The sequence below is a fragment of the Streptomyces sp. 71268 genome (assembly GCF_029392895.1).
Taxonomy (GTDB): domain Bacteria; phylum Actinomycetota; class Actinomycetes; order Streptomycetales; family Streptomycetaceae; genus Streptomyces.
On the sequence record NZ_CP114200.1, the window covers coordinates 6,812,348 to 6,836,980 of the forward strand.

Below are 24,633 nucleotides of genomic sequence, written 5' to 3' on the forward strand. Positions count from 1 at the left end.
CGCGGGGCGGTGCGCTGGCCTCGGTGTGCGTGCCGGCCCGCGAACCGCCAGGCCGGGCGCACCGCCGGCAGCGCCGCGCACCCGTGGCGCGCTCCCGGCACCGGCGCCCGCCGGTGCCGCGCACGCGAGGAGGACGCGGATGCCCCTGTCCCTGTCGGAGCGTCAGGGTTTTCTCGCCGAGCCGCACGTGGCGGCTCTGGCCGTCGCCGACGCCGGCCGCGCGCCGTTGACCGTGCCCGTGTGGTACGCGTACGAGCCGGGCGGCGACGTGCTGGTCATGACCGAGCGCGGCTCGCGCAAGGCGCGGCTGATAGCGGCGGCGGGCCGGTTCTCGCTCCTGGTGCAGCGGACGGAGCCGGCGTACCGGTACGTCGCGGTGGAGGGGCCGGTGGTCGCCGTGGAGTCCGCGACGGAGGCGGAGCTGCGCGCGCTCTCCGCCCGCTACCTGCCCGCCGAGCGGGTCGACGACTACGTGGCGGGGATGGTGGCCGGCACGACGGACCTGGTCAACTTCCGGTTGCGCGTCGAGCGGTGGCTGTCGGCCGATCCGGGGACATGACCGGCGCGGCATCGCTGTCTTCGGGCTGACCGGACTCGGCGGTGGTGGTGGCCTCGGTAGGCGCCGGGCGGGGTCGGCCGCCGAGCGTGGCGGCCGCGACGCCGGCCACGCAGACCGCCATGCCCACCAGGCCGAGCGCGGCCGGCCGCGCGCCCCACATCGCGTACGTCCACAGCGCCGTCGTCGGCGGGGTGAGGTAGATGAGCGCGCTGGTGCGGGTGATGCCGTCGCGGCGCAGGCTCAGCCAGTAGCAGCCGTAGCCGCCCAGCGTGGACAGGAGGACGACCCAGCCGACGGCCACCCAGAAGGTGCCCGCGGTGGGCGCGTCGGCGTGGCCGGCGCCGCCGGCCACGGCGGAGAACAGCAGCGCGCTGGTCGCGCAGTGCAGGGGCAGGGCGTCGACGGGCGAGAGCGGCGCGCGGGCCCGGCGTTCGAGGAAGCTCGCGGCGAGCAGCCCCGCCATGCCGGCGAAGGGCAGCGCGTACGCCCACGCCGGGGCCGTCGCGCCGGACAGGTCGCCGCGCACCACCAGCGCGACGCCGACCAGCCCGACGCCGAGCCCCCACCACTGCCGCGCGGTGACCCGCTCGCCGAGGAGCCGGCCGGCCAGCGCGCCCGCGGCCAGCGGTTGCAGGGCCGCGATGAGCGCGCAGGTGCCCGACGGCACGCCGAGCCCGACGGCCCACACGATGGGGCCGACGTAGCAGCCCTGCGAGAGCACGCCGATCAGCGCCTGCTCGGCCACCGCGCGGGCGGGCAGCCGCCTGCGGCGCAGCGCCAGCCAGGCCGCGCCGAGCAGCGCGGCGGCGACGGTGAACCGCCACATCAGCAGGGTGTCCACGGGGGCGTGCCGGGTCCCTAACTCGGCCCCGACGAAGCCGGAACTCCACATCACCACCAGGCCACTGGCCAGGGCCGCCGAACCGATCGCGCTGGATGTGGGCATGGGAGTTCCCCTCGTCGGTCACGGGCGCACGCCGGCGGCGCACCCGACGTGCGGAGGTAAACCGATCGGTCTACCTGGGTCTCCCACTACACTAAACAGATCGGTTTACCGTCAAGTGGCGAACGCGCCGCGGACGCGAAGAGCGGGAGGCGAGCGCGATGGGCTCTGGGGCCACGGGAGCGGCGGCGGGGCGCACCGCGCTGACACCCGGGGCGCGGCGGGTGCTCGACGCGGCGGCCGAACTGTTCTACGAGCGCGGCATCAACGCGGTCGGCGTCGACCTCATCGCCCAGCGGGCCGAGGTCACCAAGAAGACGCTCTACGACCGGTTCGGCTCCAAGGAGGCGCTGGTCGCCGCGTACCTGCGGGAGCGCGACGAGCGCTGGCGCCGCTGGCTGTCGGCCCGCCTCGACGAGGCGGCGCGGGCGGCCGGGCCCGACCCGGGCGCCGCCGCCACCGCCCGGGTGCTGGCCACCTTCGACGCGCTGGAGGTGTGGACGCGCCGCGAGAACCCGCGCGGCTGCGGCTTCGTCAACGCCGCCGCGGAGCTGCCCGACCCCGCCCACCCGGGGCGCCTGGTGATCATCGAGCAGAAGCGGTGGTTCCGCGACCACCTGCGCGAACTGTGCCGCGCCACGTCCGCGAGCGACCCGGACGACCTCGCCGACGAACTCGCGCTGCTGCACGAGGGGGCCATGGTGCTCGGTGGCCTGGGCACCGTGACGGAGCCGGTGGCGCTGGCGCGCCGGCTGGCGGTACGGGCCCTGGCCCGGCGCGGCCTGCCGGCGGCGTGACCCGGGGCGTGCCTCGCGGCGGCGTGACCCGGGGCGTACCTCGCGGCGTGGCCGGCGGCGGGCACGACGGGCACGGCCGGGTGAACCCGTGACCCGGTAACTCCGCGGTCCGCGCGGCCGACTTGGCCCGGGCCTCACCCGCGCCGGCCGCCGACCGGCACCCTTGACCCCTCGGAAACGGCGGCCCTAGAGTCCCCGGTGATTCGCCGTCACGGTGGGCGGACAACGGAGCGGGAGCAGCCCCGGTGGGGCGCACGCGCACGAGGGAGGGGGCCCGCCGTGCCGGTACCAGTGTGGAGCCTCGACCCGCGCACCGGGCAGCGGCGCGAGCAGGCGGCCACCGAGTCCGACGCCGCCGCCGTGGACCGGGCGGTGAGCGCCGCCCACGCGGCCAGCGCGGCCCTCGCCGACCGGGCGACCCGCGTCCACTTCCTGCGCGCCGCCGCGGCGCTCCTTGAGGAGGAGGCCGAGGCCGTGGTGGCCGTCGCCGACGCGGAGACCGCGCTCGGCCCCGGCCGGCTGACCGGCGAACTCGCCCGTACGGCATACCAGTTGCGCGCCTTCGCGGACGTGGTGGACGAGGGCGAGTACCTCGACGTGACCATCGACCACGCCGCCGCCGAACTCACCCCGCCCCGCCCCGACCTGCGCCGCTACAGGCTGCCGCTGGGCGTCGTCGCCGTCTACGGCGCCAGCAACTTCCCGCTGGCCTTCTCCGTGCCGGGCGGCGACACCGCGAGCGCCCTGGCGGCCGGCTGCCCCGTCGTCGTCAAGGCCCACCCCGACCACCCCGCCACCTCCGAGCTGTGCGCCGCCCTGCTGCGCCGCGCGGCCGAGCGCGGCGGCCTGCCCGCGGCGGTGCTCGGCCTGGTGCACGGCTTCGACGCCGGCGTCGCCCTCGTCAACCACCCGCTGGTGCGGGCCGCCGGGTTCACCGGCTCCGAGCGCGGCGGCCGGGCGCTGTACGACGCCGCCGCCGCGCGCCCGCACCCGATCCCGTTCTACGGCGAACTCGGCAGCCTCAACCCGGTGGTGATCACCGAGGCGGCGGCGCGGGAGCGGGCGGAGGCGATCGGCGAGGGGCTCGCGGGCTCGATGACGCTCGGCGTCGGCCAGTTCTGCGTCAAGCCCGGCCTGGTGCTCGCCCCGGCGACCGAGGCCGGCGACCGGGTCCTGGCCAGCCTGACCGAGGCGGTCGGCGCCACCCCGCCCGGCGTGCTGCTGGACGCCCGGATGCGGGAGGCGTTCGTGGCGGGCGTGCGGGAGCGCGCCGCGCTGCCCGGCGTGCGCGCCGCGCTGCCCGGCGTGCGCGCCGCGCTGCCCGGCGTGCGCGCCGGGGAGCCGGGCGAGGGCGCCGGGAACCCGGGGCCGGAAGCTCCAGACGGCTCGGTACGCGCGGGGGTGCTCACCGTGCCCGCCGCCCACCTGGCCGCCGAAGGCCCGTACGACCTGCTGCTTGAGGAGTGCTTCGGCCCGGTCACCGTCGTCGCCCGCTACGCGCGGGAGGACGAGATCGGCGCGGTGCTGCGGCGTCTGCCGGGGAACCTCACCGCCACCGCGCAGCTCAGCGCCGCCGAGTGCGGGGCCGACGAGGCGGACGGGGCCCAGGCGGCGGGGGAGCCGGGACAGGCGCGGCGTCGGGCGGCCCGGCTGCTCGAACAGCTCACCCCGCTCGCCGGACGGCTGCTGGTCAACGGCTGGCCCACCGGCGTGGCCGTCGCGCCGGCCCAGCACCACGGCGGCCCGTACCCGGCCACCACCTCCACCACCACGTCGGTGGGCACCCGGGCCATCGACCGCTGGCTGCGCCCGGTCGTCTACCAGGACACCCCGCCCGCGCTGCTCCCGCCCGAGCTGCGCCCGGACAACCCGCTGGGCCTGCCCCGGCGCGTGGACGGGCGCTTCGAGCCGCGCGCCTGACCGCGACGGCCCGCCCCTCACGCTCCCGAGACGACTCGCGAGACGACTCACGAGACGGCGCGCGGGAGCGCGTCGCGCGCCGGCCACCGGCGCGTATGGCGTGGTGGGGGAGTGGCGACGCGGCATGGACGCGCCAGGCGCACGCCCCGCATAGTGAGGTCATGGAGAGCCTGGCAACGGATCGCACGGTCCGCGAGCAGTTCGCGGCGGAGACCACCTACCTCAACACCGCCTCCCTGGGCGTCCTGCCCCGGGACGCCGCCGACGCCGTACGCACCGCCATCGCCGAGTACAGCGTCGGACGGCCCTACGTCCGCGAGGGTTTCGAGGCGGTCCAGGAGGCCCGCGAACTGTTCGCCCGGCTGGTCGGGGTCGACGCCTCGCGGGTGGCGGCCGGCGCCTCGGTCGCGGTGTACGCCGGGCTGCTGGCCAGCGCGCTGCCCACGGGCGCGGAAGTGCTCGTCGCGGACGACGACTTCAGCTCGCTGGTCAACCCGTTCGCCGTGCGCGGCGACCTCAAGCTGCGCAGCGTTCCGCTGCCGGAGCTGGCGGACGCGGTGCGGCCCGGCACCGCGTTGGTCGCCGTGAGCGCCGTGCAGTCGGCGGACGGGCGGATCGCCGACCTCGCCGCGATCCGCGACGCGGCCCGCGCGCACGGTGCGCGGACGTTCGTCGACGCCAGCCAGGCCGTGGGCTGGCTGCCGCTGCGCGCCGACGACTTCGACTTCCTGGCGACGGTGGGCTACAAGTGGCTGATGGCGCCGCGCGGCGCGGCCTTCCTGGTCACCCCCGACGACCGGTCCGACATCACGCCGGTCTTCGCGGGCTGGGTCGCCGGCGAGGTGCCGTACGACTCCTGCTACGGGCCGGTCACCCAGCTCGCGCGGTCAGCGCGGCGCTTCGACGAGAGTCCCAGCCTGCTGGCGTACAGCGCGGCCCGGCACACGCTCGCGCTGATCGAGCGGCTCGGCCCGCAGCGCATCGGCGCGCACAACGCCGCGCTCGCCGACCGCTTCCGCGCCGGGCTCGCGCGGCTCGGGCACGAGCCGGTGGAGGCCCCGGGTTCGGCGATCGTCGCGGTGCCGGGGCTCGGGCACGCGGCGGAGCGGCTGGCCGCGGCCGACGTGATGGTCTCCAGCCGCAACGGCTTCCTGCGGGCGGCGTTCCACCTGTACAACACCGACGCGGACGTGGACCGGGCGCTGGACGTGCTCGGCGGCTGAGGCGCCACGGCCCAGGGCCGAGCGACGAGCCGCACAACGCGCCGCGGGGCGGCGGTGGCCCAAGGCCACCGCCGCCCCGCGGCGCTGTCGCCGGTGCCTCAGCTCACCGGCGTGAACGGTGGACGCGCGCCGATGAACTCGGGGCGCGGCACCGGGGCGGCGAACGGGTCGGTCGCCGGGTTGTCCATGCTGTTGAAGACGATGAACACGTTGCTGCGCGGGTACGGGGTGATGTTGTCCCCGCTGCCGTGCATGCAGTTGCAGTCGAACCAGGTCGCCGCGCCGGCCTTGCCGGTGAACAGGCGGATGCCGTGCGCGTCGGCGAGCTTGGTCAGCGCCTCGTCCGACGGCGTGCCGGCGTCCTGCATCTGGAGCGACTTCTTGTAGTTGTCCTTCGGCGTCGCACCGGCGCAGCCGAGGAACGTCTTGTGCGACCCGGGCATGATCATCAGGCCGCCGTTGGTGTCGTAGTTCTCGGTCAGGGCGATCGAGACGGACACCGTCCGCATGTTGGGCAGCCCGTCCTCGGCGTGCCAGGTCTCGAAGTCCGAGTGCCAGTAGAAGCCGGAGGCGCCGAAGCCGGGCTTGACGTTGATCCGGCTCTGGTGGACGTAGACCTCGGACCCGAGGATCTGCCGCGCCCGGCCGACCACGCGCGGGTCGCTGACCAGCTTGGCGAACACCTCGCTGATCTTGTGCACCTCGAACACCGACCGCACGTCCTGGGACTTGGGCTCGATGATCGAGCGCTCGTCGGCCCTGATCGCGGGGTCCGAGACGAGCCGGTCGAGTTCGGCGCGGTAGGTGGCCACCTCGTCCGGTGTGATCAACTGATCCACCGTCAGGAAGCCGTCACGCTCGTAGCCCATCAGGTCCGCGTGGTCGATGGGGCCCTGCGCCCATTCGCCATCCGGCATCGCCCACACCACCGGGTCCTGCCGCGGGGTGGTCACCTCGGTGGTCCCACGGGTCGGGTACAGGTCGGCGATGCGCTCGGGTGCGGTGGTCATGGTGTTGCCTTCCTCTCCTCTCGTACGGTCCGTACGTGGCGGGCCGCAGCACCGGCAGGTGGCCGGCGGACGGCCGGTCGCCGCCCGCGGCTCAGGCGTCCGCGGGCTCCGTCAGCAGCGGGTACACGCCGTTCTCGTCGTGGTCCTCGCGGCCGGTGACCGGCGGGTTGAACACGCACACGCAGCGGAAGTCGGTCTTCGGCCGCATCGTGTGCTTCTCGTGGCCGTCCAGCAGGTACATCGTGCCGGGCGTGATCCAGTGCTTCTCGCCGGTCTCGTCGTTGGTGAGCTCGGCCTCGCCCTCCACGCACAGCACGGCCTCGATGTGGTTGGCGTACCACATCGACGTCTCGGTGCCGGCGTAGAGGATGGTCTCGTGCAGGGAGAAACCGACGCGCTCCTTGGCGAGCACGATGCGCTTGCTCTCCCAGGTGCCTGACGCGGCCTTCACGTGCCGGTCGGTGCCCTCGATGTCCTTGAACGAACGGACGATCACGGTGGGTTGATGCCTTTCTCTCGCGTGCCCGGGGGGCACGGGTGGCCTCCGCGCGGCGGATGGCCGCGGGGGTGTGGTGGTCAGGCGGTCTCACGGACGGCGCGCGCCAACGTGCGCAGGCCCTCGTCGAGCTCCTCCGGGGTGATGGTCAGCGCCGGCAGCAGCTTGACGACCTCGCTCTCCGGGCCCGAGGTCTCGATCAGCAGGCCCAGCTCGAAGGCGCGGCGGGCGATGGCCGACGCCCGCGACTTCTCGGTGAACTCCAGGCCCCAGACCAGGCCGCGGCCCCGGTACTCGGCGCCGAGCCGGGTGTGCTCGTCGCAGATGGCGCGCAGCGCCTCCTCGACCTGCTCGCCGCGGGCGAGGGTCTGCTTCTCCATCTGGCCGTCGGCCCAGTAGGTGTCGAGGGTGGCGGCGGCGGTGACGAAGGCGGGGTTGTTGCCGCGGAAGGTGCCGTTGTGTTCGCCGGGCTCCCAGACGTCGAGTTCGGGCTTGAAGAGGGTCAGGGCCATGGGCAGGCCGTAGCCGCTGATGGACTTGGAGACGGTGACGATGTCGGGGACGATGCCGGCCTCCTCGAAGGAGAAGAAGGCGCCGGTGCGTCCGCAGCCCATCTGGATGTCGTCGACGATGAGCAGCATGTCGCGGCGTTTGCACAGGTCGGCCAGTTCGCGCAGCCACTGCGCGCGGGCCACGTTGATGCCGCCTTCACCCTGCACCGTCTCCACGATCACGGCGGCGGGCTGGTTGAGCCCGGAGCCCTGGTCCTCAAGCAGGCGCTCGAACCACAGGAAGTCGGGCACCCGACCGTCCAGGTAGTTGTCGAACGGCATCGGCGTGCCGTGCACCAGCGGGATGCCGGCGCCGGCGCGCTTGAACGCGTTGCCGGTCACGGCCAGCGAGCCGAGGGACATGCCGTGGAAGGCGTTGGTGAAGGAGACGATCGACTCGCGGCCCTTGACCTTGCGGGCCAGCTTGAGCGCGGACTCGACGGCGTTGGTGCCGGTCGGGCCCGGGAACATCACCTTGTACGGCAGGTCGCGCGGGCGCAGGATCGTCCGCTGGAAGGACTCCAGGAAGGCGCGCTTGGCCGTGGTCGACATGTCCAGGCCGTGGGTGACGCCGTCGCGTTCGATGTAGTCGATCAGGGCGCGTTTGAGGACCGGGTTGTTGTGGCCGTAGTTGAGTGACCCGGCCCCGGCGAAGAAGTCGAGGTAGGTGTGGCCGTCCTCGTCGTACATGCGGCTGCCCTGGGCGCGGTCGAAGACGGTGGGCCAGCTTCGGCAGTAGCTGCGCACCTCCGACTCCAGGGTCTCGAAGACGCTCAGGTCGGGTTGGGTGATGGTCACAGCGTGCTCCTGGAAGTTCAGTGGCGAGGGGTGACGAGTGGGGGAAGTGGTTCGGGGGTGGCGCCGGGCCTGGGTCAGGGGTGCTCGGCGGGTGGGGCCAGTGGCCCGATGCGGTACAGCACCTCGGGCTCGTGGGACCCCTCGGGGAACATCTGCCCGTCGAACAACACCTCACGCTCCACCGTGGCTCCATGCCGCTCGGCGAACGACGTGAACAGCCGGTTCGAGGCGGCGTTGTCCGGCGTGATGGTGGTCTCCACGCGGCGGACGCCGCTCTCGGCGGTGACCCGCGCGGTCAGTCCGTCAAGCAGTGCTCCCGCGAGTCCCCGGCCACGGCAGGCGTCGTCGACGGCGACCTGCCAGACGACGAGGGTCTGCGGGCGCTCAGGGCGGATGTACCCGGTGACGAAGCCAACCGGCTCGCCATCCTGGGAGCGGGCCACCACGGAGGTGGAGGCGAAGTCCCGGCACCACAGGAGGTAGCTGTACGAGGAGTTCAGGTCCAGCGCCTTGGAGTCGCGGGCGATGCGCCAGATCGCGGCTCCGTCTTCGACGCCTGGGGTGTCGAGCTCCAGTCCCTCCGGAATTTCCAGGAATTCGCTGTGGGCACGTGCAAGGTCTGCTTGTGCGGCGGTCATGCAAATTGAATTTACCGAGCTGAATCGGAAATTGCATCGCGAGGAGGGGTTACGTGGGAGGGGGGTCGTGTGGTATCACGCGGGGACGCGCGGGCGCGCAACCGGTCGGCAGGAAGTCCCGGTTTGACCCGTATTTACTGGGCAAAGCGGGCGGCCTGTGCGTTACGTCACAGATTCATAACGGCCTTGAGTCGCTACGGAATTGCGTACTCACCGCTAGCGAAACCTTGGCGTTTAGGGTGCGGGAAAGCGGGCAGGAGAATATGGGTTGCTGAGCTGAATAAGTATCTTCGTAGTGCTGGGAATTCATTAGCATAAGCGCAGGGTGGATGCTTCGGTTGAGTGTTCATCGGTCTTTTGGGAGCCCCTGTCGCGACCGGGGCGGAGCCGTCCGGGCCGCTTGGTGGGGCTCGTAGAGTTCCGTCCATGAGTGAGAGCGCGGTGCTGCACATCAAGGGGCGGGTACTGGCCGGGCCGGTCGCCGACGACGACGTCCATGACGAACTCTGGGTGGTCGACGGAAAGATCACCTTCGACCGCCCGGCCGGGGCCCGGGACGTACGGGTCGTGGAGGGCTGGGCGCTGCCCGGCCTGGTCGACGCCCACTGCCACGTGGGCCTGGACGCGCACGGACCGGTGGACGCGTCGACCAGCGAGCGACAGGCGGTGACCGAGCGGGACGCGGGGGTCCTGCTGCTGCGGGACGCGGGCTCGCCGTCGGACACCCGGTGGATCGACCATCGAGACGACCTCCCCCGCATCGTGCGCGCGGGCCGCCACATCGCCCGTACTCGCCGGTACATCCGGAACTACGCACACGAGATCGAACCCGCCGACCTGGTCGCCTACGTGGCCGAGGAGGCGCGCCGCGGCGACGGCTGGGTGAAGCTCGTCGGCGACTGGATCGACCGGGAGAGCGGCGACCTGTCGGCGTGCTGGCCGCCCGGCGAGGTGGCGGCGGCGATCGCCGAGGCGCACCGGCTGGGCGCCCGGGTGACCGCGCACTGCTTCGCCGAGGAGTCGCTGGCCCCGCTGGTGGAGGCGGGCATCGACTGCGTCGAGCACGCCACCGGGCTCACCGAGGACACCATCCCGCTGTTCGCCGAGCGCGGCGTGGCCATCGTGCCCACCCTGATCAACATCGCCACCTTCCCCAAGCTGGCCGAGGGCGGCGAGGCCAAGTTCCCGCGCTGGGCGGCCCACATGCGCCGGCTCCACGAGCGCCGCTACGACACCGTGCGAGCCGCCTACGACGCGGGCGTGCCCATCTACGCCGGCACCGACGCGGGCGGCTCGCTGGCCCACGGGCTGATCGGCGAGGAGGTGGCCGAACTGGTGAAGGCGGGCATACCCGCCATCGACGCGCTGTCCGCCGCCACCTGGGGCGCGCGCGAGTGGCTCGGGCGCCCCGGCATGACCGAGGGAGCCGCCGCCGACCTGGTGGTCTACGACGCCGACCCGCGCGAGGACGTCCGCGTGCTGTCCGCGCCCCGCCGCGTGGTGCTGCGCGGGCGCGTCGTCGGCTGAGACCGCGCGCTGCGCCGAACGGCTGACCCGGACGGCGGGACCCGTCCGCCGTCCGGGTCAGCCGCACCCGGCCCCGGGCCGAGGTGGGCCGGCGACGCAGGTGGGACCCGTGGGGCGGATGGGGGAGGGCGGAAAAAACAGGGACCGGATTCACCCGATGCGGTGAACGCGCGACGGGTAGGCGCCCGCTCACTCCCCGTGCGCCAGCATGACGGGGCCAAGGTCGTCGGCGTGCGCGCGTCCTGCCGACCGCGACCGGCGACTCCGTGTCTTCCGTGGGGGTTCCACACGTGTCCCGTTCCAACGACTCCTTCTTAGCCGTCTCCGCACGGCGCGCCGCCACCCTGGCCGCCTGCTGCGGCCTGCTGTGCGCCGACACCGGCGCGCCCGCGCGGGCCGACGACGGCGGCGGGCGCGCCGACACCGGCGCGGCGAGCGCCGTGGTGCTGCGCGCCGGGCTCGACGTCGCGCTGCTCGACGACGCCCTGCGGGTGCCGGTCGAGGTCCCCGTCAACGAGGTGCGCGCGCCGCTGAGCGGGGAGAAGACCGCGCTCACGGTGCTGCTCGACGGCGTGGCCAAGGGCAGGCCGGTGACCGTCCTGCGGGCCGACGCCGTCACCGCCCGTACGACCCGTACGGCGCGCGCCGCGACCGGGTACGCCAGCCTGAGCCAGGCCCGGGTGAACGTTCCCGGCCTGCCGGGGCTGCCCCTGGTCGAGGCCGAGCAGGTCACCTCCCGCGCGGTGTGCGAGGTCGGCGCGAGGCCCGTCGCGACCTCCGCGCCGCTCGGCACGGTCACCGTGCTCGGCGAGCGGGTCACGCTCGGCGCCGGCCGCACCGGGAAGGTCACCGTGCCGGGCGTCGGCGAGGTGCGGCTCGCGGTGGCCGAGACCACCACCACCTCGCGCACGGCCGCTTCGGCCGCCCTCGACCTGCGGGTCACGATCAACCCGCTGCGGCTGAACGTGGCCTCGGTCACCGGCCGGGTCACGCTCGCCGAGGCGACGTGCGCCACGCCCGGCAGCCGCGCCGCCGCCCGCCCGGGCCCGGACGCGAACGGCCCCGGGACGCCGGGCACCGGCCCCGCGCCGGCCTGACTGGTCTGACCGGTCTGACTGTTCTGATTGGTCTGATCTGGCGTCCCGGGCCAGCGCCCGGGACGCCACCCGTCTGGACCGCCACTCACCCCGCCCGTCACGCCCGCGCGCGGCTCGCCGCCTCAGCCGTACGCCGCGCCGTCCCAGCGGTACGCCACGATCCGTACGTCGCGGCTCGTACGCCGCGTTCCGTACGCCCCAGCCCTCCTACGCCTCAGTCCGTACGGGCCCCCGGCAGGGCGCGGGACAGGGCCGTCACGAAGCGGTCGGTGGTGGCCCGGTCCCGTACGGCGAGCCGCAGCCAGTCCAGGCCCAGGCCCGGGAACGTGTCGCCGCGGCGCACCACGAAGCCCAGCTCCCGCAGCCGCCCGCGCACCGCGTCGGCGCCCGGCAGGTGGACCAGGACGAAGGGCCCGGCGGCCGGCTCGCACACCCGGACCGAGGGGAACTCGGCCAGCCGGGCGATCAGATGGGCCCGGTCGGCGGCGATGCGGTACGCCGCGTGGGCGGCCTCGGCCCGGGCCGGCGGGGCGCTGCACGCCTCGGCCGCCGCCAGCGCCGGCGAGGAGACCGGCCACAGCGGCTGGGCCCGTTCAAGGGCGTCGACGGTCCGTGGGGCGGCGATGACGTAACCGATGCGCAGCCCCGCCAGCCCCCAGGTCTTGGTGAGGCTGCGCAGCACCACCAGACCCGGCACGTCGGTGCGGTCGGCCAGCGACGCGCTCTCGCCCGGTACCGCGTCCATGAACGCCTCGTCCACCACGAGCGTGCGCCCGGGGCGGGCCAGTTCGGCGATCGCCTCGGCGGGGTGCAGTACGGACGTCGGGTTGGTCGGGTTGCCGATCACCACGAGGTCGGCGTCGTCGGGTACGGCGTCCGGGCGCAACCGAAAGCCGTCGGTCGGCTCCAGCAGCACCCGCCGCACGGCGCGCCCCGCGTCCCGCAGCGCGGCCTCGGGCTCGGTGAACTGCGGGTGCACCACCACCGGGTGGCGGCCCGGCAGCGCCCGGGCGATCAGCACGAACGCCTCGGCCGCGCCCGCCGTGAGCAGCACCCGCTCCGGGGCGAGGCCGTGCCGCTCGGCCACCGCGGCGCGTGCGGCCGTCCCGTCGGGGTAGGCGGCCAGGGTGTCGATGGAGGCGGCGATGCGGGACTTGAGCCAGTTCGGCGGGGTGTCGGCGCGCACGTTGACCGCGAGGTCGGTCAGCTCGGCCGCGGCGCCGCGCACCTCGGCGTCGCCGTGGTGGCGCAGGTCGGGCGCCCGGTCCGGCACGGCGCCTGGGCGGTCGGCGGCGGGGCCGCGCTCGGTCGCGGCGTGCGACATCGGCATCGTCACGCTTCCCACGCCCCCGCCACGGCGGGCCGACCACCCGTCAGTCGGCCTGGCACGCCATGGCCTGCTATGTCACGACCTGGTACGCCCTGGCCTGCGGGCCGCGGCGCTGGCGGGCTCATCACGCGATCTCCTCCGTGCTGGTGCTGGTGCTGGTGCTGGTGCTGGTGTGCCGGGTGGTGCTGTGTGGTCGGGGTGCCGGTGCCGGTGCCGGTGCCGGTGTCCGCGTCAGGCGTCCGGGCGCGGGGCGCCGCGCGTGGGGCGGGCCCGTCGTACCGGCGCCCGCGCCGGGCGTCGCCGGCGGGGCGGGGCGCGCCGCGCGCGGGTCGGGGCGGCCGTGGCGGGTGGCCGAGCGGCGCTCGTGACGTTACCGCTGGTCGTCCGGGTGGCGTCGGGCAGGTCCGGCGCCGGGCCACCGGGGGACGTGCGACGGCCGCTGGCCGCCGGCCGGCGCCTCGGCCGGCGGCGCCGGGCCCGGGGCGGGCAGGGCCAGCGCGCAGGTCGCGGCCGGCGGGCCGCAGGGCGGAGCGGACTTGCGCTTGTCCACGACCAGCCGGGCGCCCGGGCCGGCCGCGAGGAGCGCGGCGGCCTCGGCCACGCTGGGCGTGCCGACGGCGGCGAGCGCCGCGCGGGTGGGGTGCGGCACCGCCACCGCCGCGAGGGCCGAGGCCGGATACGTCCACAGCTCCACCCCGAACCGCTCGGCCGCCTCGCGCAGCGCGGGCTCGTCGGCCTTGACGTCCACCGTGGCCAGGGCGGCGACGGCGGCGGGCGCGCGACCGGCCTCGGCGAGGCAGTCGGCGATGAGCCCGAGCACCTCGTCCACGGGCGCGTCGCGGCTGGCCCCCACGCCGACGAAGACCGGCACCGACGGGCTTTCGGCGGTGGGTCGCGGGGCGGTCATGGCATCGCCCGCGAGCCCCGCGTACGCTGCGTGTCCGTCGCGACACGCGGTGGCACCGGCGGCGGGCCCGGGACAGGGCGCCGCGACCGGTGGCGGGAGCGTGGCGGGTGGGGGTGGGGACGAGCCGCGGTGAGCGCGGGGCGTCGCGGGCGGCCCGGGGGCGTGGTGAGCGCGAGAGGAGCGAGTCCATGCCGGTGGTGATCGCGCTGGGCGCGTTGGTGATGACGCTGCTCGGTGGCTGGACCGCGCACCGTGTCACCGACCGCAGGCACCTGATCCTGGGCCTGGCGGGCGGCCTGATGCTCGGCGTGGTGGGGCTCGACCTGCTGCCGGAGGCGCTGGAGGTCGCCGGGGACGAGGTGTACGGCGTGCCCGCGGCGCTGCTGTGCTTCGTCGGTGGTTTCCTGCTCGCGCACGCGGTGGAGCGGCTGCTGGCCGAGCGGGTCGCGGCCCACCACGTGGTGGAGCCGGCGCCGGTGACGACGGGCGGGGCCGGGGCCCGTGCCGGGGCCAGCGCCGCCGCCCGGCCGGCCGAGCCGGCGAGCGCGCTGCCGGGGCGCGCGCCGCAGGTGGGGCTGACCGCAGCCGCGGCCATGGTCGGGCACAGCGCCATGGACGGCGTCGCGCTGGGACTCGCCGCCCAGGTCAGCGACGAGATGACGCTGGCCGTCGCGGTCGCCGTCATCGCCCACGACTTCGCGGACGGCTTCAACACGTACACGCTGACCAGCCTGTACGGCAACGCCCGGCGCAAGGCCGTGCTGATGCTGGGCGCCGACGCCGTCGCGCCCGTCGTCGGCGCCGCCTCCACGCTGCTGTTCACCGTGCCCGACCAGGCGCTCGGCATCTACCTGGGCTTCTTCGGCGGCGTCCTGCTCTACCTCGCCGCCGCCGACATCCTGCCCGAGGCGCACCACGACCACCCGGCGCTTTCCACGCTGGGCTGCACCGTGGCCGGGGTGGGCTTCGTGTGGCTGGTGGTCGGCGCCGCGCACTGAGCGGCGCGCCGACGCGCACGGGCCGGGCCCGGCGCCGGGGCCCTGTCGCCCCGCGCCGGATGGTGCGGGGCTCACGGCGAGCAGCTCCGCACGAAGGACGCCGCGATGCCGGGCGTGGCCGCCCAGTGCACGTGCAGGTACGAGGCGTGCACCCCGCCGCGTACGAAGCCCTCGACCTGCCGGGTGGGACGCACGACGCCCCACGCGGGCAGCGCCGCCGGGCCACCGTCGGCGCCGTCCTCGGGCCCGTCGGGGCCCTCGCCCGCGCCCGGTGTGATGACCGTGCGGTGGAACTCGTGCCCGCGTACCCGGGCGCCGACCGGCAGCAGCGGGCTCGGCGACAGGGCCACCGCCTCCCGGTAGCCCAGGGTCAGCCGGCCCGACATGCGGGCGTCGGCGGGCAGCACGCCGCACATGGGCAGCGGCGCGGCCCCCGCCTCGTCCGGCTTCGGGGCGAGCGAGCGGGCCAGGTAGAGCAGGCCGGCGCACTCGGCGGCGATCGGGGCGCCGGAGGCGGCGAGCGCGGCGACGGCGGCGCGCAGCGGCTCGTTGGCGGACAGCTCGGCCGCGTACACCTCCGGGAACCCGCCGCCGATGACCAGCCCGCGGGTGCCCTCGGGCAGCCGGGTCTCGCGCAGCGGGTCGAAGGTGACGACATCCGCGCCGGCCGCGGTCAGCAGCTCGGCGTGTTCGGCGTACGAGAACGTGAACGCCGAGCCGCCGGCCACGGCCACCACCGGCCGCGCCCCGCGCCCGGAGCCCGACGACGGCCCCGTACCCGACTCGGCGGCCGGCTCCGTACCCGACTCCGCGTCCGGCCCGGCCGCGGGTCCGGCGTCCACGGCCCGCGCCTCGCGCAGGCTGCGCGCCGGGTCCCAGGCGGGCCCGGGCAGCGGGGGAGCCGAGCGGGCCAGCTCTAGGAGGGCCGGCAGGTCGCAGCCCGCGCGCACCCGGTCGGCCAGCGCGGCCACCGACTCCACCGCCTCCGCGTGGCGCTCGGCCACCGGGACCAGGCCCAGGTGCCGGCTCGGGGTGTGCACGGCGCCCACCCGGCGCAGCGCCCCGAGGACCGGCACGCCGGAGCCCGCGAGCGCCTCGCGCAGCAGCTCCTCGTGCCGGTCCGAGCCGACCTTGTTGAGGATCACCCCGGCGACCCGTACCTCCGGGTCCCAGGAGGCGAAGCCGTGCACCAGCGCCGCCACCGAACGCGACTGCGACGCGGCGTCCACGACCAGCACCACCGGGGCCCGCAGCACCTTGGCGACCTGGGCCGTGGAGGCCAACTCGCCCTGGTGCGCGGCCCCGTCGTACAGCCCCATCACGCCCTCGACCACGGCCAGGTCGGCGCCGCGCGCGCCGTGCCCGAACAGCCCCGGCAGCGCGTCGGGCCCGCACAGGTACGCGTCCAGGTTGCGGCCGGGGCGGCCGGTGGCCAGCGCGTGGTAGCCGGGGTCGATGTAGTCCGGGCCGACCTTGTGCGGCGAGACGGCCAGGCCGCTCGCCGCGAAGGCCGCCATCAGCCCGGTCGCCACCGTCGTCTTGCCGCTGCCCGAGGAGGGCGCGGCGATGACCAGGCGGGGGACGGAGGTCGTGCCTACCACTCGATGCCCCGCTGGCCCTTCTGCCCGGTGTCCATCGGGTGCTTGACCTTGGACATGTCGGTGACCAGGTCGGCGAAGTCCACCAGCGGTTGCGGGGCGTTGCGCCCGGTGATCACGACGTGCTGGGTGCCGGGCCGGTCCCGCAGCGTGGCGACCACCTCGTCGACGTCCACCCAGCCCCAGTGCATCGGGTACGCGAACTCGTCCAGCACGTAGAGCTGGTACGTCTCGGCCGCCAGGTCGCGCTTGACCTGCTCCCAGCCCTCGCGCGCCGCCTCCTCGCTGGAGGCCAGGTCACGCTGGACCCACGACCAGCCCTCGCCCATCTTGTGCCAGGCGACCGTGCCGCCCTCGCCGGAGTCGCCGAGCACGCGCAGCGCCCGCTCCTCGCCGACCTTCCACTTGGCGGACTTCACGAACTGGAACACCCCGATAGGCCAGCCCTGGTTCCAGGCCCGCAGCGCGAGCCCGAAGGCGGCCGTCGACTTGCCCTTGCCGACGCCGGTGTGCACGAACACCAGCGGCCGGTTGCGGCGCTGGCGCGTGGTGAGCCCGTCGTCGGGCACCATCGAAGGCTTTCCCTGTGGCATTTACGCGACCCTCTCCGTGATGTCGGTCCGTCGCCCCGGCCGCGCGCCCCGGTGTCGGGGCCCGTGCTCGGTCGTGGTTCGTTCGCCCTGCCGGGGCCGTGCGGGGCCGCCGTCGCGCGCCGCACGCGCCCCGTGGACCAGCGCCGTGACGCTGTCCGCACGCAACTCGTCCAAGGTCACCGCGGGGCCGCGCAACTCGCCGGCGAGCCGCGCCGCGAGGCCCAGGCGCACCATCCCCGACTCGCAGTCCACGACCACCGAGGCCACGCCGTCGGCCGCGAGCAGCCGCGCCGCGCGCGTGGCCTGGGCCACCGGCTGGCCGCCGCCGGTGGCCCGGCCGTCGGTCACCACCACGAGCAGCGGGCGCCGCGAGGGGTCCCGCAGCCGCTCGACCCGCAGCACCTCGCGGGCGCTGAGCAACCCGGCGGCCAGCGGCGTGCGGCCCCCGGTGGGCAGTCGCTCCAGGCGGGCCGCCGCCGCGTCCACGGACGACGTCGGCGGCAGCGCCAACTCCGCGCCCCGCCCCCGGAAGGTGACCAGGCCGACCTTGTCCCGCCGCTGGTAGGCGTCGAGCAACAGCGAGAGCACCGCGCCCTTGACGGCGCTCATCCGCTGCCGCGCGGCCATCGACCCGGAGGCGTCCACGACGAACAGCACGAGGTTGCCCTCGCGGCCCTCGCGCACCGCCTCGCGCAGGTCGTCGCGGCGCAGCAGCAGGCCGGCCCCGGTGCGCCCCCGGGCCCGCTGGTGCGGGGCCGCGGCCCGGACCGTCGCCGACAGGTGCAGCTTGCCCAGCACCCCGTGCGGGCGGCGCGAGCCGGTGGTACGCCCGTGCGCGGTGCGGGCCCGCGAGCGCCGCCCGGCCGCGCCCTCGCCGAGCCCCGGCACGTTCAGCACGCGCGCGGCGAACGGCTCGCCCGCGGCCACGGCGGGCCGCTCCGGCGCCGCGCCCCGCGCGTCCACGCCCTGCCCCTCGCCGCCCTCGCCGGCGGCCGGGGCCTGGTGCGGGTCGGCCTCGGGTGCCTCAGGACGTGCCGCGTCGTCCGCGCGCTGCTCCGGCAGCGACGGCTGCTCGGCGGGCTGCTCGGCCCCGGAGCCCTGACCGCCGCCGTCCTGGGGCGGCCCGTCGTCGGGGGAGCGGCCGCCGCCGGGCCCGTCGGGACCGTCGGGACCATCGGGATCGGTGTCGTCGCCGTCCGCCTCGCCCTCGCCGTCCTCGGGGGCCTGGCCCTCGGGCTCCGGCTGGTAGGCGTCCAGGATCTCGTCGAGCTTGTCCTCGTCCAGGCCCGGCGCGTCGAAGGGGTTGCGGCGCCGCCGGTGCGGCAGCGCGAGCAGCGCGGCCTGCCGTACGTCCTCGGTGGTCACCTCGGTGCGGCCGGCCCAGGCGGCCAGCGCGGTGGCGGTGCGCGCCGTCACGATGTCCGCGCGCATCCCGTCCACCTCGAACGCCGCGCACACGGCGGCGATCTGCCGCAGCGCCCCGTCGCCGAGCACGACGCTCGGCAGCAGCGCGCGGGCCGCCGCGATCCGCGCGCGCAGCTCGGCCTCGTCCTCGGCCCAGCGGGCGGCGAAGCCGGCCGGGTCCTCCTCGTAGGCGAGCCGGCGCCGCACCACCTCGACCCGCTCGTCGGGCTCGCGGGAGGCCGCGACCTCCACGGTCAGCCCGAACCGGTCCAGCAACTGCGGGCGCAGCTCGCCCTCTTCCGGGTTCATGGTGCCGACGAGGAGGAACCGCGCGGCGTGCCGTACGGAGACGCCCTCGCGCTCCACGTACGAGGAGCCCATGGCGGCGGCGTCCAGCAGCAGGTCGATCAGGTGGTCGTGGAGGAGGTTGACCTCGTCCACGTAGAGGATGCCGCGGTGGGCGTCCGCGAGCAGGCCCGGCTCGAAGGACTTCACGCCGTCCGCCAGCGCCCGCTCGATGTCGAGCGCGCCGACCAGGCGGTCCTCGGAGGCGCCGACGGGCAGCTCGACCAGGCGCGAGGGCCGGGTGGCGCCGGCGCCCGGCTCGTGCGGGCCGTCCGGGCAGCCCGGGTCGGGAGCGACCGGGTCGCAGGAGAACCGGCAGCCCGGGACGGTCTCGATGGTGGGCAGCAGCGAGGCGATGCCGCGCACCATGGTCGACTTAGCGGTGCCCTTCTCGCCGCGTACCAACACCCCGCCGATCGCCGGCGACACGGCGTTGAGCAGCAGGCCGAGCCGCATGTCGGCCATGCCGACGACGGCGGTGAACGGGTAGGTGGCCGAGGTCATCAGCTGGTGCCCCTTTCGCGGGTGGTGCTCTGGCGGGGTGCGCCGTCGGCGGCGGTACGCGCCACCGGTTCGGCCTGGACCCCGCGCTCGCGGGGGTGTTCGACGGACGGCGTGGCCTGCGGCGCGCGCGGCCCGGGAGGTGCTGGCGGGGCCGGTGGCGTGGTGGCCTGACGCGGCGCGGGCACCCCTTCGTCCGCGCGGTCGGTGTGGTCGGCGCGACGGGCACTCTCGGCCGATACGGGAGTGGGGAGCGCGGGGGCGCCCGGTGGGACGAAGGGCAGCCCCGGGGGCGGTCCCTGCTCGATGAGGCGCAGCAGCGCGTCGGTGTCCGCGTGTTCCTCGACCAGGTCGCCGAGCCGGTCGAGCTGCTCCTCGCGCAGCGCCCCGAAGCACGTGTCGGGCGCCGGGACGAAGCGCCGGCCCGCCGCCTCGGCCACCTCGCGCAGGAACGCGCGCCGGAAGCCGTCGCTCTCCAGCGAGCCGTGCCAGTGCGTGCCCCACACCGAGCCGACCCGGCAGCCGTCGAGGAACGCCGTGCCCCCGCCGACCTCGGCGACCCCGTGGTGGATCTCGTATCCCTCCACGCGCTCGCCCAGGGCCTCGCCGACCGGCCTGGCCAGCGTCTTCTCGCGCGCGAAGCGCACCCGCACCGGCAGCAGCCCGAGCCCGGCGACGGTGCCCGCCCGCGACTCGACCTCGTCCTCGATGCGCTCGCCCAGCGCCTGGAAGCCGCCGCAGATGCCGAGCACGGGCCGGCCATCGGCGGCGCGCCGCGCCAGCGCGTCGGCGAGCCCGCGCTCGCGCAGCCAGGCCAGGGCGCGCACGGTGCCACGGGTGCCGGGCACCACGACGAGGTCGGCGTCGGCCAGTTCGGCGGGCCGGTCCACGAACCGTACGAGCACGCCCGGTTCGGCCGCGAGGGCGTCCACGTCGGTGAAGTTGGACATCAGCGGCACGGCGCACACCGCGACCCGCAGCACGTCGTCCCCGACCGGCGGCGCGACGGGCGCCTCGCGCACCGCGCCACGCAGCGAGACCCGCAGCCCGTCCTCCTCGTCGATGCCGAGCCCGGAGGCGTACGGCAGGACGCCGAGAGTGCGGCGGCCGGTGAGCCCGCGCAGCATCTCAAGGCCCGGTTCGAGGAGGGTGACGTCGCCACGGAACTTGTTGACCAGGTAGCCGGCGACCAGCTCCTGGTCCTCGGGCGCGAGCAGCGCGGTGGTGCCGAAGAACTGGGCGAACACCCCGCCCCGATCGATGTCCCCGACCACCACCACCGGCAGGTGGGCGGCCCGGGCGATGCCCATGTTCACGATGTCGGTACGGCGCAGGTTGATCTCCGCGGGGCTGCCGGCGCCCTCGCAGATCACCACGTCGTGCGTGCGCCGCAGCTCTTCGAGGCAGGCCACGACCGGCTCGAAGAGCGCCTGCCGCCCGCCGGGCACCGGGCTCGGGTCCTGGGCGCCGGGGGCCCGCTCACCGAAGAAGCCGCGCGCGCTCAGCTCGCCCACCGGCTTGCCCAGCAGCACGACCTGGCTGGAGCGGTCGCTGCCGGGCTTGAGCAGTACGGGGTTCATCAGCGCCGTCGGCTCGACGCGGGCGGCCTGCGCCTGCATCGCCTGAGCCCGCCCGATCTCGGCGCCCTCGCGGGTGACGAAGGAGTTCAGGGACATGTTCTGCCCCTTGAACGGCGCGACCCTGACGCCCCGGCGCGCCAGCCAACGGCAGATGCCCGCCGTCACGACGCTCTTGCCGGCGTCCGACGTCGTCCCGGCGACCAGCAACCCACCGCCCATGCGTCCCGTCCCCCTCATCGGTCCCCCTGGTGCGTGCCCATGGTGGCGGCGCCGTACGCCAGTCGCCCGGCGACGGTTACCGCCAGGGCCAGCGCGCTCACCCGGCGCGAGAGCCGTACGGCGCGCTCGATGTCGGCCACCTCGACCGGCCGGTTCTTAGCGCCCAGCACCGGCCGGTGCTCGACGCGCCCCGCGTACGCGAGGGTGCCGCCGAGCCGTACGCCGAGGGCGCCGGCGAACGCGGCCTCCACCGGGCCCGCGTTGGGGCTCGGGTGGCTGCCGGCATCGCGCCGGGCGACGGCCCAGGCGCCGCGCGGGTTCGGCCCGGCGAGCACGGCCAGCGCCGCCGTCAGCCGGGCGCCGGGCCAGCCGACCACGTCGTCGAGACGGGCCGAGGCCCAGCCGAACCTGCGGTAGCGCGGCGAGCGGTGCCCCACCATCGCGTCCAGCGTGTTCACGGCGCGAAAGCCGAGCAGCCCGGGTGTGCCGCCGACCGCGCCCCACACCAGGGCCCCGACCACCGCGTCCGAGGTGTTCTCGGCGACGGACTCCACGACCGCCCGCGCCATCTGCTGGGCGTCCAGGGCCTGTGGGTCGCGCCCGCACAGCCGTGGCAGCGCGTCCCTGGCCGCGTCGACGTCCGCCGCCGCGAGGGCGGCGCCGATCGTCCGGGCCTCCCGCCCGAGCGTGGTGCCGCCGAGCACGGCCCAGGTGGCGGCGGCGGTCAGCGCCGTCTCGGCGGCGAGGCCGCCCAGCGCCGTGGCCCGGTGCGCGGGCGCGCCGGTGGCCGGGCGGCGCACGGCGCGCGCCAGCAGCGCCCCGGCGAGCACCGTGCCGCCGGCGCACACGGCGGTGTGCAGGGCCCCGCGTCCCCGGTCGTCGCGCCACAGCCGGCGCTCCACGGCGCCGGCGGCGCGTCCGAAGGCGGCCACCGGGTGGCCCCGCCGGGGATCGCCGACGGCACGGTCGCCCAGAAAACCGAGGACGGCACCGCAGGCGTACGCAACATGATCGGTACGCATCGGTCAGTTCGCCGTCGCGCCTCGAAGGGGGAGCGGTGCGCCGGGCCGCCGGGGGCGGCGGCCTCCGGACGAGCGGGGCAGGGCGAAGGGCGCTGGACGGCAGCAGGCCATGGCGGTGTGTCCTCACTCAGGGTCCGCGCCCTGGTTCGACGTGATCGGCGGCGAGAGTCTCCTGGCTCCCGGATCGACGCCACACCCCGGCCTTCCAGCCCGTCGTGTGCGAGCCGTGACCATGCGCTGGGGGAGCGCTCCCCGGTGACAGTGGCGGGACCGCGCCGGACTCACACCGGCTTCCTCTGCTGTCGCCGTTTGGCCCCGGCAGTCCACCACGCCCCGGGAAGACCCGTCAACTCGCCGTTGACCTGCGACGGAACGCCCCACCGAGCGGGAGGCCCCCACTCCGGACGTGCCCACCTCGGCGCGCCGGGCACCACGAACACCGCCCCGGCCGGGCGGCGCCGCGTCGAGACGGCACCACCCGACCGGGGCGGCCGGCCCGCGACGGCGAACCGCCACGGGTGAGGGACTCAGGCGACGATCAGGTAGATCCCGTACGCCACCGCCGCCGCGCACAGCGCGAAGCAGGCGTACGCGCCGGAGCGGGCCAGCGCGCCGGGGCCGCTGGCCGTGGTGGCCCCGGCGGCCCCGGTGGCCGTCTCGCGGGAGGGCTTGGCGGAGGTGCCGACGATGCCGAGCGTGAAGACGCCCACCATGGCGACGGTCACCACCAGGCTCACGCCGAAGACCTGACCGAGCGCGGTCCAGTCGATGTTCATGGCACTGCTTCCTTGTCGTCGGGGCGGCTGGGCCGCGTCGTACGGGGCGCGGGCGCGAGGCGCGTGTGCGTGCCCCGTACGGGTGGACGGGCCGGACGGCGGCTAGACCGTGGCCTTGGCGGGCGCGGAGGCCGATGCCGTGGCGGCGGTCGGCTGCGCCGGCAGGGCGTCGGCGACGGACGCCGACGGGTCCCCGGGAGCGGCCGGCTCCGGCGCCGCGTCGGCGGCCGACTGGGCGAGCGCGGCCTCGGTGGGCGGCGGGGCGACGCTGCGCACGGCGGCGGTCACGATCCCGACCGGCTCGGCGGGGGCGTCCGTCGTGGCGGGGGCGGTGGCGTCCACGGCGACGGCCGCGGCGGCCGGGGCCGGGGCGCCCTCGACGTCGTTGACGTTGGTGTGGTCGACCGGCTTGCGGCGCGAGGCCAGCCAGATGGCGCCGCAGGCGATGACGGCCAGCACGGCGACCGTGGTCACGCCCCAGTCGCCCTGGTCGGCGAGGAGCGCGGCGGCGCCGGCGACCAGGCCGGCGGCCGGCAGCGTCAGGCCCCAGGCGATGACCATCCGGCCGGCGGTGGACCAGCGCACCACGCCGCCCTTGCGGCCGAGGCCCGAGCCCATCACGGAGCCGGAGCAGACCTGGGTGGTGGAGAGCGCGAAGCCGAGGTGCGAGGAGGCCAGGATGACGGTCGCGGCGCCGGTCTGGGCGGCGAAGCCCTGCGGCGGCTGGATGTCGGTGAGGCCCTTGCCCATGGTGCGGATGATGCGCCAGCCGCCGAGGTAGGTGCCGAGCGCGATGGCCACACCGGCCGAGACGATGACCCACATCGGCGGGTCGGAGGCGGGCGCGACGACGCCGCCGGTGACCAGGGCCAGGGTGATGACGCCCATCGTCTTCTGCGCGTCGTTGGTGCCGTGCGCCAGCGAGACCAGGGCGGCCGAGGCGATCTGCCCGGCGCGGTAGCCCTTGGCGGTGTCCCGCGGGTCGCGGTCGCGGGCGATGCGGTAGGTGAGCCGGGTGGCGACGAGGGCGGCGACGCCGGCCACCAGCGGGGCGGCGATCGCGGGGATGAGGACCTTCATGACGACCGCGTCGCCGTTGACCCCGTCCATGCCGACGGAGACCAGGGTGGCGCCGATGAGGCCACCGAAGAGGGCGTGGGAGGAGCTGGAGGGCAACCCGGCGAGCCAGGTCAACAGGTTCCAGACGATCGCGCCGACCAGACCGGCGAAGATGACTTCCGGTTGGATACCGGACCCCTCGTCGATGATGCCGCCGGAGATGGTCTTGGCGACCTCCACCGACAGGAACGCGCCGACGAGGTTGAGCACCGCCGACATGGCCACCGCGGTCTTGGGACGCAGCGCCCCCGTCGAGATGGTGGTGGCCATGGCGTTGGCCGTGTCGTGGAAGCCGTTCGTGAAGTCGAACACCAAGGCCGTGATGATCACGATCCCGATGAGAAGCGTGATGTGTTCCATTCACCCAGGCAATCGTTGAGGGAGCAACGTCCCGGCGACCGTAGGTACGAAGAGTGAACGGAAGGTGAACGAGGTAGGGCATCGCGGTGACGCGGTCCGGGGGGTGCGGCGGTGAAGCTCTCACGCCTCCTCGTCGACTACTCAACGTCGCAGGTCAGCGGCGTGCGAGCGGCGTGCGGCAGACCTCAATCCGTTGTACATGTGACGGACATCGGATCTCCCATTTCCGTTCGCCTGTCACCCGTATGGAACAGCCTCCCGTACCGTCCGTGACGACCCGGCGAGACGGCCTCGCCCGGGCCCCCGCGCACACCGCCCGGCG

General features: G+C 75.5%; 21 protein-coding genes, 1 pseudogene and 1 riboswitch. Of the genes and pseudogenes, 8 read left to right on the plus strand and 14 right to left on the minus strand.

The genetic code is table 11. The features are described from left to right. Positions 1–139: 139 nt before the first annotated feature. Entirely contained in the window at positions 140–559 is a 420-nt protein-coding gene (locus OYE22_RS27170) for a pyridoxamine 5'-phosphate oxidase family protein (RefSeq protein ID WP_277322848.1), read from the plus strand. Here OYE22_RS27170 and OYE22_RS27175 read toward each other — a convergent pair. Then, complete coding sequence (locus OYE22_RS27175) at positions 507–1,505, minus strand: DMT family transporter (protein ID WP_277322849.1); 999 nt, start codon at positions 1,503–1,505, stop codon at positions 507–509. The two genes, OYE22_RS27170 and OYE22_RS27175, sit on opposite strands and share 53 nt — an antisense overlap. Before the next feature lie 158 nt (positions 1,506–1,663). On the opposite strand from OYE22_RS27175, the gene OYE22_RS27180 reads away from it, so the two are divergent. The 3 genes from OYE22_RS27180 to OYE22_RS27190 all read left to right on the plus strand — a co-directional run bounded on the left by OYE22_RS27180 (position 1,664) and on the right by OYE22_RS27190 (position 5,442). Further along, positions 1,664–2,299 (plus strand): TetR/AcrR family transcriptional regulator, encoded by a 636-nt coding sequence (locus tag OYE22_RS27180; protein ID WP_277322850.1) that lies wholly within the window; start codon positions 1,664–1,666, stop codon positions 2,297–2,299. A 279-nt stretch (positions 2,300–2,578) separates the two neighbouring features. After that, positions 2,579–4,219, plus strand: a complete 1,641-nt coding sequence (locus OYE22_RS27185) for an aldehyde dehydrogenase family protein (protein ID WP_277322851.1) — start codon at positions 2,579–2,581, stop codon at positions 4,217–4,219. Positions 4,220–4,380: 161 nt separating this feature from the next. After that, positions 4,381–5,442 carry an aminotransferase class V-fold PLP-dependent enzyme gene (locus OYE22_RS27190; RefSeq protein WP_277322852.1) on the plus strand — a complete coding sequence of 354 codons (1,062 nt, stop codon included), beginning with the start codon at positions 4,381–4,383 and terminating at the stop codon, positions 5,440–5,442. Between the two features lie 98 nt (positions 5,443–5,540). On the opposite strand, the gene thpD is transcribed toward OYE22_RS27190, so the two are convergent. The 4 genes from thpD to ectA form a co-directional block, all read right to left on the minus strand. Next, positions 5,541–6,452 (minus strand): ectoine hydroxylase, encoded by a 912-nt coding sequence (gene thpD, locus OYE22_RS27195; protein ID WP_277322853.1) that lies wholly within the window; start codon positions 6,450–6,452, stop codon positions 5,541–5,543. A gap of 91 nt (positions 6,453–6,543) precedes the next feature. After that, positions 6,544–6,948, minus strand: a complete 405-nt coding sequence (locus OYE22_RS27200) for an ectoine synthase (protein WP_176161001.1) — start codon at positions 6,946–6,948, stop codon at positions 6,544–6,546. 80 nt (positions 6,949–7,028) lie between these two features. After that, on the minus strand, positions 7,029–8,297 hold the full coding sequence (ectB, locus tag OYE22_RS27205; RefSeq protein WP_187061505.1) for a diaminobutyrate--2-oxoglutarate transaminase: 1,269 nt from the start codon (positions 8,295–8,297) through the stop codon (positions 7,029–7,031). 74 nt (positions 8,298–8,371) lie between these two features. Then, the gene (gene ectA / locus OYE22_RS27210) at positions 8,372–8,935 is read right to left on the minus strand and encodes a diaminobutyrate acetyltransferase (protein ID WP_277322854.1); all 564 of its coding nucleotides are present in this window, start codon (positions 8,933–8,935) and stop codon (positions 8,372–8,374) included. A gap of 426 nt (positions 8,936–9,361) precedes the next feature. Between ectA and OYE22_RS27215 the strand changes: the two genes are divergently transcribed. Both OYE22_RS27215 and OYE22_RS27220 read left to right on the plus strand, forming a co-directional pair. Next, positions 9,362–10,462, plus strand: a complete 1,101-nt coding sequence (locus tag OYE22_RS27215) for an amidohydrolase family protein (protein WP_277322855.1) — start codon at positions 9,362–9,364, stop codon at positions 10,460–10,462. Between the two features lie 290 nt (positions 10,463–10,752). Further along, entirely contained in the window at positions 10,753–11,559 is an 807-nt protein-coding gene (locus OYE22_RS27220) for an SCO1860 family LAETG-anchored protein (protein ID WP_277322856.1), read from the plus strand. A gap of 214 nt (positions 11,560–11,773) precedes the next feature. On the opposite strand, the gene cobC is transcribed toward OYE22_RS27220, so the two are convergent. Next, entirely contained in the window at positions 11,774–12,883 is a 1,110-nt protein-coding gene (gene cobC, locus OYE22_RS27225; RefSeq protein WP_277324343.1) for an Rv2231c family pyridoxal phosphate-dependent protein CobC, read from the minus strand. Between the two features lie 68 nt (positions 12,884–12,951). On the opposite strand from cobC, the gene OYE22_RS27230 reads away from it, so the two are divergent. Further along, positions 12,952–13,257, plus strand: a complete 306-nt coding sequence (locus OYE22_RS27230; RefSeq protein ID WP_277322857.1) for a hypothetical protein — start codon at positions 12,952–12,954, stop codon at positions 13,255–13,257. A 107-nt stretch (positions 13,258–13,364) separates the two neighbouring features. On the opposite strand, the pseudogene OYE22_RS27235 reads toward OYE22_RS27230, so the two are convergent. Next, positions 13,365–13,754: pseudogene (locus OYE22_RS27235) on the minus strand (cobalamin biosynthesis protein); the annotation flags it as partial. A gap of 230 nt (positions 13,755–13,984) precedes the next feature. Here OYE22_RS27235 and OYE22_RS27240 point away from each other — a divergent pair. Beyond that, positions 13,985–14,794 (plus strand): ZIP family metal transporter, encoded by an 810-nt coding sequence (locus OYE22_RS27240; RefSeq protein WP_277322858.1) that lies wholly within the window; start codon positions 13,985–13,987, stop codon positions 14,792–14,794. Positions 14,795–14,865: 71 nt separating this feature from the next. Here the strand turns inward: OYE22_RS27240 and OYE22_RS27245 are convergent, their stop codons facing one another. From OYE22_RS27245 to OYE22_RS27275, 7 genes are all read right to left on the minus strand, one after another. Continuing rightward, positions 14,866–16,395 (minus strand): cobyrinate a,c-diamide synthase, encoded by a 1,530-nt coding sequence (locus OYE22_RS27245; RefSeq protein ID WP_277322859.1) that lies wholly within the window; start codon positions 16,393–16,395, stop codon positions 14,866–14,868. After that, a complete protein-coding gene (gene cobO / locus OYE22_RS27250; RefSeq protein WP_176160993.1) occupies positions 16,389–16,985 on the minus strand; it encodes a cob(I)yrinic acid a,c-diamide adenosyltransferase in 597 nt (198 codons plus the stop codon). The genes OYE22_RS27245 and cobO overlap by 7 nt, the downstream gene beginning before the upstream one ends. Continuing rightward, positions 16,986–19,238 (minus strand): putative cobaltochelatase, encoded by a 2,253-nt coding sequence (locus tag OYE22_RS27255; RefSeq protein WP_277322860.1) that lies wholly within the window; start codon positions 19,236–19,238, stop codon positions 16,986–16,988. Next, a complete protein-coding gene (locus OYE22_RS27260) occupies positions 19,238–21,034 on the minus strand; it encodes a cobyric acid synthase (RefSeq protein ID WP_277324344.1) in 1,797 nt (598 codons plus the stop codon). Before OYE22_RS27260 ends, OYE22_RS27255 begins: the two co-directional genes overlap by 1 nt. A 14-nt stretch (positions 21,035–21,048) precedes the next feature. Beyond that, positions 21,049–22,056, minus strand: coding sequence for a cobalamin biosynthesis protein (locus tag OYE22_RS27265; RefSeq protein ID WP_277322861.1), 1,008 nt, complete (start codon positions 22,054–22,056; stop codon positions 21,049–21,051). Between the two features lie 165 nt (positions 22,057–22,221). Next, positions 22,222–22,354: riboswitch (cobalamin riboswitch) on the minus strand. A gap of 229 nt (positions 22,355–22,583) precedes the next feature. After that, positions 22,584–22,832: a hypothetical protein gene (locus OYE22_RS27270; RefSeq protein WP_277322862.1), complete on the minus strand. Its 249-nt coding sequence runs from the start codon at positions 22,830–22,832 to the stop codon at positions 22,584–22,586. A 102-nt stretch (positions 22,833–22,934) separates the two neighbouring features. Then, positions 22,935–24,311: an inorganic phosphate transporter gene (locus OYE22_RS27275; RefSeq protein ID WP_277322863.1), complete on the minus strand. Its 1,377-nt coding sequence runs from the start codon at positions 24,309–24,311 to the stop codon at positions 22,935–22,937. Positions 24,312–24,633: the final 322 nt, after the last annotated feature.